Genomic DNA, 17807 nt, shown 5'->3' with positions numbered 1-17807 from the left:
AGTAAAGGTAATTAAACAACTAGTACCTTTACTGAAAATGTATCCTATGGCAATGGTTGCAATTGTTATTTTAGGGATACTATCATCTTTTGTTGAAGGTCTAGGAATTAGTTTATTTATCCCTCTATTGCAAAGTTTGATTCAGACAAATTCATCAGTTGCCAGCAGCAACTTTTTTGTGGATTTTCTCAATCGAATATTTATTAATATTTCAACCAGTAACCGTTTTGTAATTATTGCTTTATGTATTTTAGGTAGTATTATTTTCAAAAGCAGTTTAGCTTATGGTAATTCGATATTATCTGCTTGGTTAAATGCGCGAATTGGACATCGGTTGCGCTCTGGGATTTTTCAACAATATTTGAACTTAAGCTATAGCTTCTTAGAAAATAATGAATCAGGAAAATTGATGAACATACTGGCTAGTGAAACTTGGCGAACTTGTCAAGCTTTATCTACCCTAATTGGCATCATCATCAGTAACTGTACAGTTGCTATTTATGGAATTCTATTGCTACTGATTTCATGGCAACTAACTTTGCTAGTATCTGTTTTAATGATATTGGTTTCTCTTGGAATCAGGTTAGTAACGCGCCATGTAAAACATTTAGGAGAAGAAGCAGTAGAGGCTAATTCTACTCTGGCTAAACGGATGTGGGAAGGGTATTCTGGGATGAAAGTTATCAGAGCTTTTGGTCGTGAAGCTTACGAGCAAGAACTTTTTGATAATGCATCCAACAAGGTAGTCAATACTTTTTTGAAGCTTGATATTTTCACGGGTATGGTTCAACCTATATCTGAGATATTATCAACTATTATACTAATGTTAATCCTGGTGATTGCGTTGTTAATAGACCGCAATTCATTACCTAATTTACTAACTTTTATATTTATTCTTTATCGTCTACAACCTCGGGTACAGCAGTTAGATGGCGCTCGTGTTAATTTACTGGCTTTGACAGGTGCTGTAGCTGAAGTGATGTCCCTATTAGATTCTTCTGATAAACCTTATATTCGTTCTGGGAGTATTCCTTTTAAAAGTTTGAAGCAAGGAATTTATTTTGAATCTGTTGGCTTTCGCTACAATCCTAATGACAACCTGGCAATTCAGGATATTTCAATTTGTATTCCCAAAGGTAAAACCACTGCTATAGTAGGCCCTTCGGGAGCAGGTAAATCGACAATTATTGGTTTGATATGCCGATTTTATGATGCTAACTTCGGGGAAATTTATATTGATAATTGCCCCTTAAGGGAACTGAATTTGACTGAGTGGCGTAATCAAATTGCGATTGTAAGTCAGGATATCTATATGTTTAGTACAACCGTCCTGGAGAACATTGCCTATGGTCGGTTAGATGCAACAAAAAAGGAAATTATCGCAGCAGCAAAACTTGCCAATGCCCATGAATTTATTAGTCAACTACCTCAAGGTTACGACACTAAGATAGGCGATCGCGGAATTCGCCTTTCGGGAGGACAGAGACAGCGCATAGCCTTAGCTCGTGCCATTGTCCGCAACCCAGAGATTCTAATTTTGGATGAGGCGACGAATGCTCTCGATAGTATTGCTGAACATTTAATTCAGGAAGCTCTTAACACTCTCAGTCAAGATCGTACAGTTATTGTCATCGCCCATCGCCTATCTACTATTGAACAAGCAGATCAGATTGTTGTGTTGGACGAAGGACAAGTAATAGAACAAGGAAATCTTCAACAGTTACTGGAATTCAACGGACTATTTGCCCAGCTTTATGACTTGCAATACCGCAATGCTCGTAATTGAGACAACCAACTTAGTTTTACTATGTCTTACAGCATCATAGAAATCGAAGTCACACAACCTTTACCCACCATATCGCTCTCAAACAAAGATACAGGTATTGCTCTGATTTGGCGACGCAAAAATCGACCCATCGGCTTTTTAATGAAAGCGTTACCAGGAAGTAGTCAAATCACCCCAGAAAACCTAGCTCAAATTATTGCCCAAGAAGCAGGAACTAAGATACTTCAAGAGGCTATGCGAGAGGAATTAGCTTTTGAGCATCAAATACCTTTCCCTTCCCTAACTGTGGCAATTTGTACTAAAGATCGCCCAGAAAATTTAGCTCGGTGCTTACGATCTTTACTAAATTTACAACCACCTGCTAGTGAATGGGAAATTTTGGTAATTGATAATGCTCCTAGTGATGAACGCACCAAAGAACTAGTAGCCTCATTCCCTCAAATCCGTTATGTTCGAGAACCTAAACCTGGTCTAAACTTTGCCCGAAATTGTGCTTTGGAGTCAGCAAATGGAGAGCTTTTAGCTTATCTAGATGATGATGTGGTTGTAGACCAAAAATGGTTAGAAGGTTTAATGGAAGCATGGGCAGAAAATCCTGATGCTGCTGCCTTCACTGGACTAGTACTGCCTTATGAGTTAGCTACAGACGCTCAAATTCTTTTTGAACAAAGAGGTGGCTTTCGTCGCGGCTTTGAGAAAATCCGCTACGGTCAAATTTTGCCAGGTAATCCCCTCCACCCTTGTGGATCTGGAATCTTTGGAGCTGGTTGCAATATGACTTTCCGCCGGAATATTTTATTCAAAATCGGCGGCTTTGATGAGGCTTTAGATACAGGCGCAACCCTTCCTGGTGGTGGGGATTTGGATATTTTTTATCGGGTGATTCGAGCAGACTATCCATTAGTATATGAACCTAAATATTTGGTGTTTCACCAGCACCGCCGAGAATATGCTAAATTGCGCCACCAGTATTGGACTTGGGGGTTAGGATTTATGGCTTTTGTGATTAAATCTTACCAAAGCGATCCTCTCCAGCGATCGCAATTGCGCCGTCTTATATGGTGGTGGTTCAAGGATCAATTGAAGCAATTAAAAAATAGTTTTAGGGGTCGTCATGTTTTACCCCCAACCATGATTTTGGCAGAACTGTGGGGCGGAATTGTGGGGATTTTAGGAGAATATCCTCGCTCTTTAAAACGTATTCAGGAGATTCGGAGGCAATTTTCATGAATACCTCCGCTCCCTGGAAAGTTCTGCACATTGAGTTGAGTGCAGGTATCCCCACACTTCCGGTTGAACCAAAATATCAGGCGATCTATGCAGTGTTTTGGTGGTATGGGATTCCCCTTGGTAATCAGGAAATTTTGGCAGATCAATTGCCAATGCCAGCCACGCAATTAGCAAATTTAGTGCTGCAAACAATTGTACCAGCAGTAGGCGATCGCTGTTTCGCACAAGGTTTCAAACAGTCTTTGCCAGCAATTGATCCAAACCATGCACAGGATATGCCTGTTAACTTTCAGGCACTGATAGCATTAGAAAAACCCCTGAAGCAACTTCAGGAACGCTGTTCCCAGCCTGTAAGTGGTTCGGTTTCTGTAGTTGTGTGTACGTGCAATCGCCCAAAGGAATTGGCTAGATGCTTGCGATCGCTGCAAAATTTATCCTTACCTCCCCAGGAGATTATAGTTGTTGATAATGCGCCAAATTCTGACGCTACACGCCAACTAGTTACCCAAACTTCTGGTATCAAATATGTCTTAGAACCACGACCGGGGCTGAGTATGGCACGCAATACTGGTATTTGCTCCAGTGTCGGCAGCATTATTGCCTTCACCGACGATGATGTAGTGGTTCATCCTAATTGGATCGCCCAATTACAGCAAAGCTTTCAAGACCCAAAAATCATGGCAGTCACCGGGTTAATGCTACCCGCAGAACTAGAAACAGAGGCACAATTAATTTTCCATAAAGGAGAAGGAGGCCCCAATTGGGGATACCGTGCCGTTACCTTTGATTCTCAATTCTTCGCCGATACAAAATCTCAAGGTGTCCCCGTTTGGCGTATTGGTGCTGGAGCTAATATGGCATTTCGTCGCAAGGCTTTTGATTTAGTCGGATATTTTGATCAACGCCTGGGAGCCGGTGCTTCTGGATGTAGTGAAGATTCCGAATTATGGTACAGAATCCTTGCAGAAGGCTGGCTTTGCCGTTACGAACCAAGTGCTGTCATTTACCACTACCATCGCCGAGATATGGATAGCTTAAAACACCAATCATACCAGTATATGCGCGGTCATACAGCAGCGCTTTTAGTGCAGTTCTTTAACTACAAACATTGGGGCAACATCTACCGTCTCCTCCTAGATTTGCCCATTTACTATAAAAATCGGCTTTTAAAAGAACTGAGAATAGGCTCAAAATCCAGGCACAGTAACGTCTTAGCAGAAATTGCTGGATGTTTAGCTGGGGTCAAATTTTACATAGATAACCGGAAGGTTGCGGCTTTTCCATCTTTTCCCAGTAAGTCAAAGCATAACCAGATAACAAACAAAGTTAACAGGACTTACGCAAAATCATAAAAAAACGAACCGCAAAGGACGCAAAGGAATAAGAGTTTGAGAGAGTTTTTGCGTAAGTCCTAGTTAAGTTAAAACCTAATCATGATATTCTTTGCTAAAAGTTTTAAAATTTGCATTTTGATGCGGCAATTTGAAATTTTTAGATATCGCCATAGCTTAGGCTTTTTTGCGTGGTTAATGGGCATACTTTGACAAAATATCTTCTAAAACATTACTTATTAACTTTAACTATGCTAACTTTATTACCCAAGCAAAATACAGCTTGTAAAGTACATTTAGAAAAGTTTCTTGCCCAGAACCCTTTCCCAGAACCACTCACCCAAGGCTTTTTTTATCGGGAAAAAATGCGTGCTATTCATAACATTGCTCCCAACCAAGCATTGCAGACAATTCTCGAAGTTGGTGGTGGACAAAGTGGTTTAACCGCCTTGTTATATCCACAAGCAGAAATCACCAACTTAGACTTAAATCCTCAATATGCTCAAGCTCCCTGCAACCAACAAGAACGGGTACGCTTTGTCTGTGGGGATGCAACTGCTTTGCCTTTTGAAAATAATTCCTTTGATGCTGTGACGATGTTTGACCTTTTAGAACACATACCAGATCATCAAAAGGCAGTAATAGAGGCTTTGCGAGTGCTGCGACCAGGTGGTTTTCTCTTAATTAGTACTCCCAATGAAAATTGGCAGTTTCCCTACTACAAATTTATGAAATCTATCTGTCCTACTGAGGCAGAAATTATGGCGGAATGGGGTCATGTCCGACGTGGCTATACTTTGGCAGAACTTCAGGTATTAATAAATTTGCCCTGTCAGAAATATGCCACGTTTATTAATCCTGTCACAGTCCTTGGTCATGATATTGCATTTTCACGCTTATCTCATCGGCAGCGTCGATTTTTGTGCAAGGTGCTTAGTCCTTTAACATGGTTGAGTTATTACCTACACCAGCCACATTCAAAGGGTACAGAAACCGCATCCTTTTGGCAAAAGTAGTCAGAATTTATTCTGAATTTGATTGGATTTCACAACTGCAAAATATTTTAATTATGAGTTTTTAACGAACAGAATTCAGGAGTCAGGAGCCAGAATTCAGAAGAAGGTTAAGCGAGTGGCGGATGAATAAACGGCGTTTTTGCTCCCCCACTCATTAATTCTGACTCCTGAATTCTGAATTCTGAATTCTTCTTCAATATCTTCTCGATTTTTTGATTAGGAAAATAAAATTTAGTGACTACCCAAGCACAACCTATCATCGCCCTACTACACTGGGGCGATTTAATCGAAGACTTCTTAGACACCATCGGCGTTTCCTTTGAGGCTTTTTGCAACGAGATGACGGGTGGCTGGATGTTCGGTTACATCGATGCTTTGAAGTTAGTTGATGTGCGAACTGTACTATTCTGCATTTCGGCTCGTGTAACTGAACCAACACGCTATATTCACAAGCTTACTGGTGCAACTATCTGTGTATTGCCTGCTCCCAAAATCTACCACGTTGCTAGGCGGCAGATACCCAAGCCTTATGCTTGGAATCTCAACGAAGCAATTGGAGATATTCAAGGTTCGCATCGCCGACTGGTGGCAATTCTTAAAGATATGTCTCCTTACCTAGCTACCCCTTTAATCACACTAGCAAAGGAAATCCGACGCGAGGGTTGCCAAGCAATTCTCTGCCAAGAGTACGAATATGCTCGTTTTGATGTCTGTGTACTGTTGGGAAAGTTAATAGGTTTGCCTGTATTTGCCACTTTCCAAGGAGGTGACTTTCAACTATCACGATGGGAACGTCTTTTGCGTCCTCTGACACTCCGGTTTTGTGCTGGTTTGATAGTGGCGACTCAAACTGAGGTGCAGCGTGTCCAATCAAAATACAACCTACCATCTGCAAAGCTGGCACGGATTTTCAACCCATTAGATATCACAAACTGGCAAGCTATAGATCGTAGTGAAGCGAGAACGGCGTTGAATATTCCCCTTGATGCTCAGGTTATCGTCTATCACGGACGTATTGAAATACAGCGTAAGGGTCTGGATATTCTTTTGGATGCTTGGAAACAGGTATTGAGCGATCGCACTGGAAAAGACTTACGTTTGCTACTTGTAGGAACAGGCAGCGATGCAAACAAGTTACATCAAATGATTGCCCAAATGCAACTACATGGGGTGTTGTGGGTAGATGAATATGTGCGCGATCGCGCTGCAATTCAACGTTACCTGTCTGCTGCTGACGTTTATACTCTCCCCTCCAGACACGAAGGCTTTCCCGTCGCACCCATCGAAGCCATGTCCTGTAGTTTACCTATAGTAGCTTCTGATACTCATGGAATGCGTGACATTTTGGTGAAAGGTGAGGCATCAGGCGGGCTGTTAGTGCCCTGTGGTGATGCCATTGCCTTGGCTTTAGCTCTCGGTCGTATTTTAGATAACCAGGCTTGGGGACACGAACTAGGTAAGCTCGGCCAATGCCGGGTAGTGGAGTGTTTTTCTTTGGAGGCAATTGGTGAGCAGTTACGTGACTTTTTGTTCAGATTATAAAAATAAATTGGGGTAAGTAAAAATACTAGGAAATTTTGACACGATTATCATTCTTATTAAGGCTATTTTGAGTATTTTGACTGGTTGACAAAAGCGGCTTTATTTAACCCATCACGAATGGTTCTACAGATATTTATGCTTGCTTTTTGAATTTTTAACAGAAAAGTCGTAATGATTTAGCAAAGTTCCAGTGATATTACTGTTATGAAGAAATATTTGTCGTAGGATTAGAGACATTTAAAAGTAGATATCCTATACTAATGAATCGCTTTTCTCAGAAAATAACGAATTCTCAAGAGAGCATTTTACAGCAAACTCAACTTGGTCAGATGTGTGGTTCAAAGAAGCTATTCCGCGATCGCTATGAAATATTGCAAATTTTAGGTAAAGGTGGTTTTGGCATCACCTTTTTAGCTAAAGATGCCGTATTACCTGGGCATCCCCTATGTGTCATTAAACAGCTATGTCCGAAAGTGACTAATCCTAAAAGCTGGGAAAAGGCATGTGCGCGTTTTGAAAAAGAAGCAAGAACTTTGGCCCAACTTGGTAGTCATTCACAAATTCCCATGCTATTAGACTATTTTCAGGCGAATGGGGAGTTCTTTTTAATTCAAGAATACGTACCAGGTTTAACTTTGGCCCAAGAAGTGCGGCGAAATGGGCCCAAAAGTGAAGCCTTTGTTAAACAATTTTTACAGGAATTATTACCAGTACTACAGTATCTTCATAAACATAATGTGATTCATCGGGATATTAAACCCCAGAATTTACTGCGGTGTGAGTATGACGGGCGGATAGTGCTGATTGATTTTGGTGCGGTGAAAGAGCAATTAGTTAATACTTATGAAAACTCAATAACTGCAAACACCAACTTTATTGGAACTAGAGGATTTGCGCCACCAGAACAGTTTTCTCTTCGTCCAGTTTATGCCAGTGATATTTATGCACTGGGTATAACTTGTATTTATATGTTGACTGCTAAAAGTCCCTTAGAATTTGACTACCATCCAAATACTGGGGAAATCTGCTGGCAAAAAGAATTAAATATTACCGATAGTTTCGCTCAGATTTTAGGGAAAATGGTGAAGGTTACATTAGAAGATCGGTTTAAGACTGCCGATGAAATCATCAAAGCTTTAAGTTATGCAAACTATTTGCCTACTTTAGCTAACTGTCTAACTACCCAAAAATTAAATAATAAAAGTATTACACAATACGAAAACTATAATAAAACTCCCGATGTATATATGCCACCAGTCGCCAGAACTGCTAATGCTATTCGGAAATTAAGAGCGAGGATGAAGTAAGTAAGGTAGCAAATATTAAGTTTAAACCTGATTGATGTGAGTATCAAATTAACCATTAATTATGAGCGGTTTAAAATATCAAAAACAAATATAGTAAGCATTGTGACTACGTTTCATAGTCAGTAATGCTTAATTAATCAGGATTTCACTTAATACTTAGTCAATTGCCGCTTGTCAATATACAAGCAGAATTACTAGGGCTAGCAGTTCAAAAAAATATTTCTATTCAGATTATTATATAATCGGAAGAATAATTAATTTTATGGCTCTCGTGGTTTTCCACAAATAAGGAAGACTAACTACTATTTACAAACGCTAACTATATTAAGTAATTCCCCAATCCCCAGAACAGGGTTTTCTACCACAAAGTAAGCGAGAGTCGATTTTCTTAAGGGAAAGTTAGGGGCAAACTTAGCCTAAGTTGTCATGCAGTCGCGCCTGTCAGATCATGATCTGCTGCTTAAATCCCGATTGCCTAAATCCCCTGAATCCCAATGGAAAGAAGTTCTGCCAAAGTTGTAACACCCCGTTGGTGCCACTTTTAAGAAATCGCTTCCGTGTGATCCGAGTCCTTTCAGATGAGGGGGGATTTGGCAGAACATATCTATCAGAAGATGTCGATAAACTCAATGAACGCTGTGTTGTCAAGCAATTAGCTCCCAAGTTTCAAGGAACTTGGTCACAAAAAAAGGCGATGGAGTTGTTTGCCGAAGAAGCGCAGCGACTACAAGACCTTGGAGAACATCCGCAAATTCCGACTTTAATAGCTTACTTTGAGCAAGACGGCTGCCTATATTTAGTGCAGCAGTTTATCAATGGCGATAATTTATTAAAGGAGTTGCAACAGCGCAAGGGGTATAACGCTAGGGATATTCAATCTATTTTGCTAGATTTACTGCCCATCCTCAAATTTATCCACGATCGCAAAATCATTCATCGGGATATCAAACCAGAAAATATTATCCGCCATAAAAGTGATGGGCGATTAAGTCTGATTGATTTTGGTTCCTCAAAGCAATTCACCGCCAAAGTTCAGCAAAAATCTGGCACATCCATTGGTTCACATGGTTATTCCCCACTAGAACAAATTAGAGATGGGAAAGCTTTTCCCGCCAGTGACTTGTTCGGTTTGGGGGCTACCTGCTTTCACCTGTTAACGGGAAATTCGCCCTTCCAGTTATGGATGGAATCGGGGTACGCCTGGGTGAGTAATTGGCGGGAATATTTACGCACTCCATTAACTCCTGAGTTGGATTTTGTCATCGACAAACTTTTGAAAAAAGATATCTATGAACGTTACCAGTCAGCCGATGAAGTTCTCAGAGACTTAATTCCCAAACAACTCCTCGCCCTACCACCAGCCGGGAAGTCATCTGGAAAAATACCTGCAACTCAAGCCCCATCTTTACCAAAAAGTTATCCGTTACTGAGAGTTTTAGTCTTGGTAAGTGCTTTTATTCTGTTGTTCGGATTCCAAGAATCTTGGTATAAACATTTTCGCCGGATTCAAACCAGTTTAGTTTCTAGGTTGAGTCAGCACAATAATTCTGGCAAAGATGACGCGCTTTTAGGTCAACTGTCAAAGATTACTTTGGGTAAGGTTTCCTTAGCTAAGACTCTCCAAGGGCATGAAAACTCGGTTTTATCTGTCGCCATCACCCCTGATGGTAAAACCATTGTCAGTAGTGGGGGCGATGTCGAAGGCGGGCTACGCCTACGCAACATCAAACTTTGGAATCTCGCCACCGGGAAACAAATCTCTTCACTCAACACCTATTCTCAGCCGGTTAATACGGTAGTAATTAGCCCAAATGGTAAAACTCTGGTAAGTGCTGGTGATGACAGCACCATCAAAGTTTGGAATTTGGCAACCGGAAAACAAACTCGGACTCTTACAGGACATTCTGACTCAGTTCATGCTCTAGCGATCAGTGCTGATAGCGAAACTCTGATTAGTGGTAGTGATGATAACACCATCAAAATCTGGGATTTAGCAACAGGAGAGCAAATTCGGACAATGGTAGGGCATACATTCTGGGTGCGATCGCTAGCTATTAGCCCCGATAGTGTGATTCTTGCCAGTGGGAGTTTTGACAAGACGATCAAAATTTGGAATCTCACAAAAGGGTACTCAATCCGTACACTAGAGGGAAATTATCAAACCGTAACAGCTTTAGCTATTAGCCCAGATGGGAAAATTTTAGCCAGTGCTAGCCGCGATGTCTACGACGGGCTACGCCTACGCAGCATCAAACTTTGGGATCTCACAACCGGTAAAGAAATTCGCACACTCTTGGGACACACCAACACAGTCACAACCTTAGCCTTCAGTGCCGATGGTAAAATTATTGCTAGTGGTAGCCGCGATCGCGCTATCAAACTTTGGAATCCAGCCACAGGAGAAGAAATTCTCACATTAGCGGGACACACCAACACCGTGACATCCGTGGCTTTCACCCCTGATAGTAAAAACCTTGTCAGTGGTAGTGAAGATAACACCATTAAGATTTGGCAGTTGTCTCAGTAAAATCTCTCCCTTACTACAATGTCCCTCTCCGAGTCGGAGAGGGACAGGTTTTGCGTAGTAAAACCAGGGAGAGGTTTTTTATGCAAACTAAATTATCAGAAGATAGTCAATCTATATTTACCCTGTTCCTGTGGATTTTTGGAAGTAACAACTATATAGTAAGTATCGTCTTCAGGCAATCTAGCTCTGTCAATTAAAGAACTGTATACACCATCCTTACCTTTGTTTATATCGATAGCGATCGTTTTTCCTTGAGAGTTTAATAAAGCTATGTAAGGAGAAAATTCTTCATCAACACTATCTACACGAATACTTATAAGTTGATTTTTTCTTCCTTGGAAATTAGAAACATTGTAAGCGCCTCCATTTTGCTTCAGGGTTGAGCTTTTGGCACTTAGTTGGCCTGCTTCATCTAAAGTATAGCTAGCTCTATCATTCCTCAGAGCCAAACTATAGCGACCGATCTCTCCAGGATCGGTGCTAGTAACTGCAATTTTGTAAGTCCCATTCACAGGTAGCCGCGCAAAAATGAAGGCATCATCGCCACCACTGCTCTTATCCAAAGCGCCTTTTTTGACTATGATATTATTATCGGGATCGTGCAGAAACAACAAAGGTTTTAAACTTAAGTTATTTGTTCTGCGTGTATCATTACTACCAATCAGCCTAATTTGAACGAGTTGATTTTCTCTACCTTCAAACTCATAGAAATGAAAATATCTACCTTGAGATTGAAAGTCATTCCTACTCAAAATACCCAATGCAACATCGACAAAGTTGATCTCTTTATAAGTTGGTGTCGCAGGTGAAGAAACGGCTGCACGGGCGACATTTCGGTTTTGACTTCTAGCTACACTAGACCTTGAGTTGCGAACTCTGCCGGAGCCACCATTAGAGCGATTTGTATTTGAATTGGAAACTCTACTTCTAGACGAATTAGATACAGAACTACTATTATTAGAACGATTAGAATTTGAGTTAGCAGTCCTACGTCTAGACGCTCTAGAAGTATTATCATTTGAAGCACTAGAGGTTCGCTGCGAAGTTTCTGTATTAGAAGAGATACGACGATTTTGTATTGGCGACTCAACAGATATTTTTTTTCTTGGAGCTATTGAGGCTTGAGTAGGAGCAGGAATTTGCTCAATTGCTTTTTTAACAGCTTCTGGTTGTCTCTCATCTGGTGATTTAGCAATTATGAAGCCTTGAGAATTTTGAGGTTTTCCCAAAGCACTTATAGGTAGCAAATTACTTGTAATTAACAAAGTACTACTCAAAGAACAAATTAGAATATGGCTTAATTTGCGACGATAGTTTTTGGCTTCTAATAGCATAATTCTGCTCCTAGTTTTGCTGATGATTGGGTATTTATATAGATAGACAAAATTTGATTCAATAAATTTATAGTTTAATTCAAGCTACTAATACACTGAGGCAAAAATTTACATAATTTCAACGAGGGGCTTTGCCCGGAGTCTTGTTTGGGATTTTAGCTAGATTTTTGCCAAGCTCTACTAGAGTTAATATCAATTTTGTAAGTATATACCTAGCTACAAGTTGAAATTATTGCTTTTCGGATTTTTGCCAATATATTTTTGCCAAACTGAGCTAGATGCTGCCAGACTACTAAATCGAGAGGATTGCTAGAGAAAAAAGTATTAATCAAAACTTTCGTTCTGGGTCATTGCCCAGTTTGAAATGAGGAATTATATCCAGCAGAAAGTGTTACAAGATACAAAGCCTTGTCACCTAAAGAAAGCACTTTTAGGCGTGCTTTCTTCCTGCCTCCTGCCTCCTGAAGCCAATCAATTATTTAAAAGGCATCGCTCAAGCACAACTTTTTTTCAGTTGTTTAAATTGTTCAATACCTGACGAGATAAGGAAACTGGGGATTTGTATAGGATCTCAGTGATATTGACTAACAACAGAGATTATACTGCATGACTTAAGATGAATATATACTCCTTGAAATGGATTCCCAGTATGCTCTGTTGTGTGAATCCCGATTGCCAAAAACCCTTAAATCCTGACAAGAACAACTATTGCCACAGTTGTAGAGCAGAACTGATACCTCTGCTAGGAGGTCGCTATCGTCCCACTCAAGTGTTGTCAGATGAGGGCGGATTTGGTAGAACCTATTTGGCAGAAGATGTACATAAGCTGAATGAATGCTGTGTTGTTAAGCAGTTCGCACCGAAACTTCAGGGAACTGGGCCACTAACAAAGGCCACTGAACTATTTAAACAAGAAGCGAGTCGGTTGCAAGAACTCGCCGAACATCCGCAAATTCCAACCTTATTGGCTTATTTTGAGCAAAATGGCTATCTGTTTTTGGTGCAGCAATTTATCAATGGACAAAACTTGCTTAAAGAATGGGAGAAGCGGGGAAACTATAACGAAACAGAGATTCGGGAACTTTTGCTAGATTTACTGCCCATACTAAAGTTTATCCATGTGCGGGGAGTGATCCATCGGGATATCAAACCACAAAATATTATTCGCCGTCAAAATGACGGGCGATTAGTGCTAATTGATTTTGGAGCTTCTAAGCAACTGACGGCAACAGTGCAGACTAAAATGGGCACTGTTATTGGCTCACATGGTTACACTGCATTGGAACAGATGCAGGATGGCAAAGCTTACCCAGGTAGTGATTTATTCAGTTTGGGGGCGACTTCTTTTCATCTACTGACTGGGGTTCGCCCATCTCAACTGTGGATACAGCAAGGCTATGGTTGGGTTGCATCTTGGCGACAACATTTAGTCAGTTCAGGTAGGGATGAGATTTCTGTGTCTATAGAGTTGGGTGAAATTTTTGATAAGCTGTTGCAACTAGATATCCAAAAGCGTTATCAATCGGCTGATGAAGTCATCGCTGACTTGACACCAGGGCTACCACCATTGTCACCATTGCCCGTAACTATACTTACACCAACATTCTCATCTGCCCCAGCAAATAAGGGGCTGGTTTCACCAAAACAAAATAATACGTTAAAAAGTCAACTGCTGTTAGTTTCTAGCATTTTGACGTTGGGATTGGCGGGAGTTTGGTATTTCCAGACTCCAAGGAACGAATATTCTCAACCTATTTCTCAGCCGATTCAGCCCCCAAAAAAACCTTCAGAAAATTATTTTCAGCCCAAACCTCTGAAGGGGCATTCCAGTGATGTAAATTCCGTAGCTTTCAGTCCTGATGGCACAATTCTTGGTAGCGCCAGTGATGATAAGACAATCAAGCTATGGAATCTAGCCAGTAAAGAGGAAATCCACACTTTAGAAGGACATTCCAATTGGATTTGGGCTATAGCCTTTAGTTCTGATAGCAAAACTCTTGCCAGTGGGAGTGCAGACAAAACAATCAAACTGTGGAATCTGGAGACAGGAAAGTTAATCCGCACCTTAGAGGGAAATGCTGACGGAGTTACTTCTTTAGCTTTTAGTTCTGATGGCAAAACTCTTGCTAGTGGTACTGCTAGTAAAGATATGAAAATCAAACTATGGAATCTGGAGACAGGAAAGTTAATCCGCACTTTAGAGGGACATACTAGTGGTGTTCCATCTGTAGCTTTTAGTCCTGATGGCAAAACTCTGGCTAGTGGTAGCTGGGATAAGACAATTAAATTGTGGAATTTAGACACAGGAAAGGAAATTCGCACTTTACAAGGAAATGAAAACTCGATTCTTTCAGTTGCTTTTGCTCCCGATGGTGTCACCCTTGCTAGTGGTAGTAGGGACAAAATAATTAAATTGTGGAATTTGAAAACAGGAAAGGAAATCCGCACCTTAAGGGGACATAATGATAAGGTTAATTCTGTTGCCTTTGTGCCCGGTAGAAGTCAAAATGACCTGACTGTTGTTAGTGGTAGTAGTGACAAGACTATTAAACTGTGGAATCCTTCAACAGGAAGGGAAATTCGCACTTTAGAGACGGGTTCTGGATATATTTATGCGATCGCCATTAGCCCTGATGGAAAAACTATTGCCGGTGGTGGCAGTGGTGAAAACATTCTCAAGATTTGGCAGACGATTCAATGAAAAGTGTAGCAGCTTACTAGAAAACGAAATACAAATTTTATTAAAAGTGTTAAATTATCAATTTTGAATAGGTCAGGACTTACGCAAAAATTGCCGAAAAGCTTAATTTATCGAACCGCCAAGACGCCAAGAACGCCAAGAATTCGTAGAGTGTGCGTAAGTCCTATAGGTATATTTAGAGTGTTCCAAAAAATAAATGATCCAAAACTCGTCATTGCGAACGCTTCGCTCGCAATGACAATTGAGCATTTTTTTACTTGGAGTACTCTTACGGGATGAAAGTTTAATGTATAAATGCATTTGGGAATTTTACCAAATCATCCCATATTTATTAAGTACACGTTCTAGAATCAAACTTTTTTGTGCGATCGCTGACTTTAGTATTCCAGAAGTTGCCCTGCACGTTAATACAATCTATACCAAAATGCTTATTTGCTCTATCCACAATGCAACTTTAAGCGGATTTATATTTGCAGCTAAAGATTGATGCTGGCGCTGTCATAACTTAATAAGCTTTAACTATTACTTGCAGCAATTCAATTGAGGAATGTGATCGTGAAACGTTTTAATGCTTCTAAAATTTTAGGAAGTACTGTTCTAGCTTTAAGCTTGGCTACCTTGCCGACAGTTTTGCCCGCTTCTGCTCAGACAACAAGCACCTCTGACGGTATTGTTACAAATACTACTACAGACAATACTGTTACTGACGGAAATTATGGAGATGGTGATTGGGGTTTACTAGGCTTGCTCGGTTTATTTGGTTTATTTGGTCGCAAGAGCCGCAAAGCCGATGATAATGTAGCTTATCATGACCCTAATGCGGTAGGCTCCCCTGGCTCCCGTTCTAACTATTAATTTGGTATAAGTCCTAAAGATGATTATGGGTAAAGCCTGCCAATGCAGGCTTTGTTTGTAACCATATTGATTTATCAATAGAAAAGGTAAAAACCTCGCCCACAAGGGGCGAAATAATCCTTGTACCGTAAGGTAGGTTGAAACCCCACCCCTAGTGGGTGGCTTAGTTTAATTGCGAATTGCGTTCGCGTAGCGTGCCGGAGGCTCTATTGCGAATTGCGAATTGGTTTCACACCCGATTGTTTCGATAATTTAAATAAAAATGGAAGATTCAGTATTTGTTATATTTCTTTGCTTTGGGTTTATTTGGGTTTTGATGGGAGTTGTAGGTTGGATTGCGTTTCTAAAATCTGAAGGTGAGGAAATTAAGTTTGGTAAATGGGGACTGGTTGTTGCTATTCCAATCTTAATACCGATAATTTTTACTTTGGTTATTGGTATACTTTATCGCCAATAAACAAGTGGGTATTTTACGAGCCGTGATGCGTAAAGCCGCCTGCCCTTAGGCGGCGGATATAAGCGAACAGGCTGAATTCATTCAGCCGTGATGTGGATCATTTATATACTCTAAAACTTTCTGAGTACTAACTTTCCCCGTGGTGTCAAACATATATGAATGTGTCCACAGACTAGGAAGCTTCATTAATTCAGGGAATTCTTGCCGTAAATATCTTGATGATCGACCTTTAAACGCCTTCACTACTTGAGATATTGAGTGATGCGGATCATATTCAACCAATAAATGGACATGATCTGGTGCAATTTCCAATGCTTTGATAAACCATCTATTGTCATTAGCAACAGATTGAAATATTTGAATACATCGGAGTTTAAGAGGCTCATTGTTGGCGAAAATTCTCCTACGACGGCATGGTATCCAGACTAGGTGAACGGTTGCTAGCCCAATTGCATGGTTGTAATGGTTGTATACAGTTTTCATGTAGATGAATATTGATTATCTACATAATAAATGGTATTATGGTGACATGAAAACCTTGAAGTTTAAGCTATACAGTCACAAGCGCAATAAATACCTCAAGCGGTCAATCAACGCTGCTGGAGTTATTTATAATCATTGCATTGCTCTACACAAGCGGTATTACCGTCGTTGGGGCAAACACCTGAACTGTGCCAAGCTTCAAGCTCATATCGCCAAGCTACGTAAGCGTAGAGAGTTTTGGCAGTCGGTTGGATCTCAAGCAGTGCAAGATATCTGTCAACGCATTGGCAAAGCTTATCAACTGTTTTTTAAGCACCACAAAAAGGGAGTAAGACCACCAAACTTCAAGAAAGTCAAGAAATACAAATCATTCACTCTCAAACAAGCTGGTTATAAATTCTTAGGTAGTAATCGGGTCAAAATTGGGAGTCATATTTATCAATACTGGAACTCTAGAGAGATTGAGAGCCAGTGCGGTCTTGGGGTTTCCCCAAGTAGAGCAACTGGCGGAAAAATCAAAACTTTGACCATTAAGCGCACGCCATTGGGTGAATTGTTTATGGTCATTGTCGTTGAGAGTAGCAATGAACCAGAAATCAAATTCACGACTGGTAAGATAGCGGGATTTGACTTTGGTTTAAAGACATTCCTGACCTGCTCAGATGGTATTAAGATTGAGTCTCCCCAATTTTTCAAACAATCACTCAATGCAATCAAAAGAGCAAATCGACATCACTCTAAGAAATTAAAAGGTTCCTCAAACAGGGAACGAGCGAGGAAAAATTTAGTACGCGCACATGAAGACATAGCCAACCGCAGAACTGATTGGTTTTGGAAGCTAGCGCACGAGTTGACTAGTAGATTTGACGTGCTGTGCTTTGAAACGCTCAACCTTAAAGGCATGAAGCGTTTATGGGGAAGAAAAGTTAGTGATTTAGCACTTAGAGACTTCTTGGATATCTTGGAATGGGTGGCAAAAAAGAAGGGTAAACAAGTGATCTATATTGACCAGTGGTATCCATCTAGCAAGACTTGCTTCTCTTGTGGTCATATCTTAGAAAGTTTGGACTTATCGGTTAGAGAGTGGCGCTGTCCATCATGTCAGTCCGTGAATGGGCGTGATGACAATGCAGCGCGGAACATTCAAGCAGTTGGGGCATCGACTGTCGAGTTAGGTGATGTAAGTCGGGCCATGCCTGCAATTGCTGTTTGACCTCAGAATCCCCCGTTTTATAAAC

14 protein-coding genes are annotated in these 17807 nt (G+C 40.6%); 12 read left to right on the top strand and 2 right to left on the bottom strand.

Going from position 1 to position 17807, the window contains the following annotated elements:
• The first annotated feature begins 46 nt into the window (after nt 1–46).
• The 7 genes from VB732_RS25855 to VB732_RS25825 all read left to right on the top strand — a co-directional run bounded on the left by VB732_RS25855 (nt 47) and on the right by VB732_RS25825 (nt 10739).
• Nucleotides 47–1786 (top strand): ABC transporter ATP-binding protein, encoded by a 1740-nt coding sequence (locus VB732_RS25855; protein ID WP_323233743.1) that lies wholly within the window; start codon nt 47–49, stop codon nt 1784–1786.
• 21 nt (nt 1787–1807) lie between these two features.
• Nucleotides 1808–3016, top strand: a complete 1209-nt coding sequence (locus VB732_RS25850) for a glycosyltransferase family 2 protein (RefSeq protein ID WP_323233742.1) — start codon at nt 1808–1810, stop codon at nt 3014–3016.
• Complete coding sequence (locus VB732_RS25845) at nt 3013–4368, top strand: glycosyltransferase family 2 protein (protein ID WP_323233741.1); 1356 nt, start codon at nt 3013–3015, stop codon at nt 4366–4368. The genes VB732_RS25850 and VB732_RS25845 overlap by 4 nt, the downstream gene beginning before the upstream one ends.
• A gap of 230 nt (nt 4369–4598) precedes the next feature.
• The gene (locus tag VB732_RS25840; RefSeq protein ID WP_323233740.1) at nt 4599–5363 is read left to right on the top strand and encodes a class I SAM-dependent methyltransferase; all 765 of its coding nucleotides are present in this window, start codon (nt 4599–4601) and stop codon (nt 5361–5363) included.
• Nucleotides 5364–5597: 234 nt separating this feature from the next.
• Nucleotides 5598–6905: a glycosyltransferase family 4 protein gene (locus VB732_RS25835; protein ID WP_323233739.1), complete on the top strand. Its 1308-nt coding sequence runs from the start codon at nt 5598–5600 to the stop codon at nt 6903–6905.
• A gap of 260 nt (nt 6906–7165) precedes the next feature.
• Entirely contained in the window at nt 7166–8212 is a 1047-nt protein-coding gene (locus VB732_RS25830) for a serine/threonine-protein kinase (RefSeq protein ID WP_323233738.1), read from the top strand.
• Nucleotides 8213–8660: 448 nt separating this feature from the next.
• On the top strand, nt 8661–10739 hold the full coding sequence (locus VB732_RS25825; protein ID WP_323233737.1) for a serine/threonine-protein kinase: 2079 nt from the start codon (nt 8661–8663) through the stop codon (nt 10737–10739).
• Between the two features lie 95 nt (nt 10740–10834).
• Here VB732_RS25825 and VB732_RS25820 read toward each other — a convergent pair whose 3' ends face one another.
• The gene (locus VB732_RS25820) at nt 10835–12073 is read right to left on the bottom strand and encodes a peptidase (RefSeq protein ID WP_323233736.1); all 1239 of its coding nucleotides are present in this window, start codon (nt 12071–12073) and stop codon (nt 10835–10837) included.
• A gap of 649 nt (nt 12074–12722) precedes the next feature.
• On the opposite strand from VB732_RS25820, the gene VB732_RS25815 reads away from it, so the two are divergent.
• The 4 genes from VB732_RS25815 to VB732_RS25800 all read left to right on the top strand — a co-directional run bounded on the left by VB732_RS25815 (nt 12723) and on the right by VB732_RS25800 (nt 16086).
• The gene (locus VB732_RS25815) at nt 12723–14774 is read left to right on the top strand and encodes a serine/threonine-protein kinase (RefSeq protein WP_323233764.1); all 2052 of its coding nucleotides are present in this window, start codon (nt 12723–12725) and stop codon (nt 14772–14774) included.
• 286 nt (nt 14775–15060) lie between these two features.
• On the top strand, nt 15061–15261 hold the full coding sequence (locus tag VB732_RS25810) for a hypothetical protein (protein WP_323233735.1): 201 nt from the start codon (nt 15061–15063) through the stop codon (nt 15259–15261).
• Nucleotides 15262–15329: 68 nt separating this feature from the next.
• A complete protein-coding gene (locus VB732_RS25805; protein ID WP_323233734.1) occupies nt 15330–15629 on the top strand; it encodes a WGxxGxxG family protein in 300 nt (99 codons plus the stop codon).
• Between the two features lie 262 nt (nt 15630–15891).
• On the top strand, nt 15892–16086 hold the full coding sequence (locus VB732_RS25800; protein WP_323233733.1) for a hypothetical protein: 195 nt from the start codon (nt 15892–15894) through the stop codon (nt 16084–16086).
• An 81-nt stretch (nt 16087–16167) separates the two neighbouring features.
• On the opposite strand, the gene tnpA is transcribed toward VB732_RS25800, so the two are convergent.
• Nucleotides 16168–16569 carry an IS200/IS605 family transposase gene (gene tnpA / locus VB732_RS25795; protein WP_323233732.1) on the bottom strand — a complete coding sequence of 134 codons (402 nt, stop codon included), beginning with the start codon at nt 16567–16569 and terminating at the stop codon, nt 16168–16170.
• Between the two features lie 46 nt (nt 16570–16615).
• On the opposite strand from tnpA, the gene VB732_RS25790 reads away from it, so the two are divergent.
• Complete coding sequence (locus VB732_RS25790; RefSeq protein ID WP_323233763.1) at nt 16616–17782, top strand: transposase; 1167 nt, start codon at nt 16616–16618, stop codon at nt 17780–17782.
• Nucleotides 17783–17807: the final 25 nt, after the last annotated feature.

The organism is Nostoc sp. UHCC 0252, from assembly GCF_034931145.1.
Taxonomy (GTDB): Bacteria; Cyanobacteriota; Cyanobacteriia; order Cyanobacteriales; family Nostocaceae; genus Nostoc.
This window is presented reverse-complemented; position numbering and strand designations above follow the sequence as displayed.

Coding starts and splice junctions, on each gene's coding strand:
- VB732_RS25855 (WP_323233743.1), top strand. CDS start 47: ATGGCAATGGTTGCAATTGTTATTTTAGGGATACTATCATCTTTTGTT.
- VB732_RS25850 (WP_323233742.1), top strand. CDS start 1,808: ATGTCTTACAGCATCATAGAAATCGAAGTCACACAACCTTTACCCACC.
- VB732_RS25845 (WP_323233741.1), top strand. CDS start 3,013: ATGAATACCTCCGCTCCCTGGAAAGTTCTGCACATTGAGTTGAGTGCA.
- VB732_RS25840 (WP_323233740.1), top strand. CDS start 4,599: ATGCTAACTTTATTACCCAAGCAAAATACAGCTTGTAAAGTACATTTA.
- VB732_RS25830 (WP_323233738.1), top strand. CDS start 7,166: ATGAATCGCTTTTCTCAGAAAATAACGAATTCTCAAGAGAGCATTTTA.
- VB732_RS25825 (WP_323233737.1), top strand. CDS start 8,661: ATGATCTGCTGCTTAAATCCCGATTGCCTAAATCCCCTGAATCCCAAT.
- VB732_RS25820 (WP_323233736.1), bottom strand. CDS start 12,073: ATGCTATTAGAAGCCAAAAACTATCGTCGCAAATTAAGCCATATTCTA.
- VB732_RS25815 (WP_323233764.1), top strand. CDS start 12,723: ATGCTCTGTTGTGTGAATCCCGATTGCCAAAAACCCTTAAATCCTGAC.
- VB732_RS25810 (WP_323233735.1), top strand. CDS start 15,061: ATGTATAAATGCATTTGGGAATTTTACCAAATCATCCCATATTTATTA.
- VB732_RS25800 (WP_323233733.1), top strand. CDS start 15,892: ATGGAAGATTCAGTATTTGTTATATTTCTTTGCTTTGGGTTTATTTGG.
- tnpA (WP_323233732.1), bottom strand. CDS start 16,569: ATGAAAACTGTATACAACCATTACAACCATGCAATTGGGCTAGCAACC.
- VB732_RS25790 (WP_323233763.1), top strand. CDS start 16,616: ATGAAAACCTTGAAGTTTAAGCTATACAGTCACAAGCGCAATAAATAC.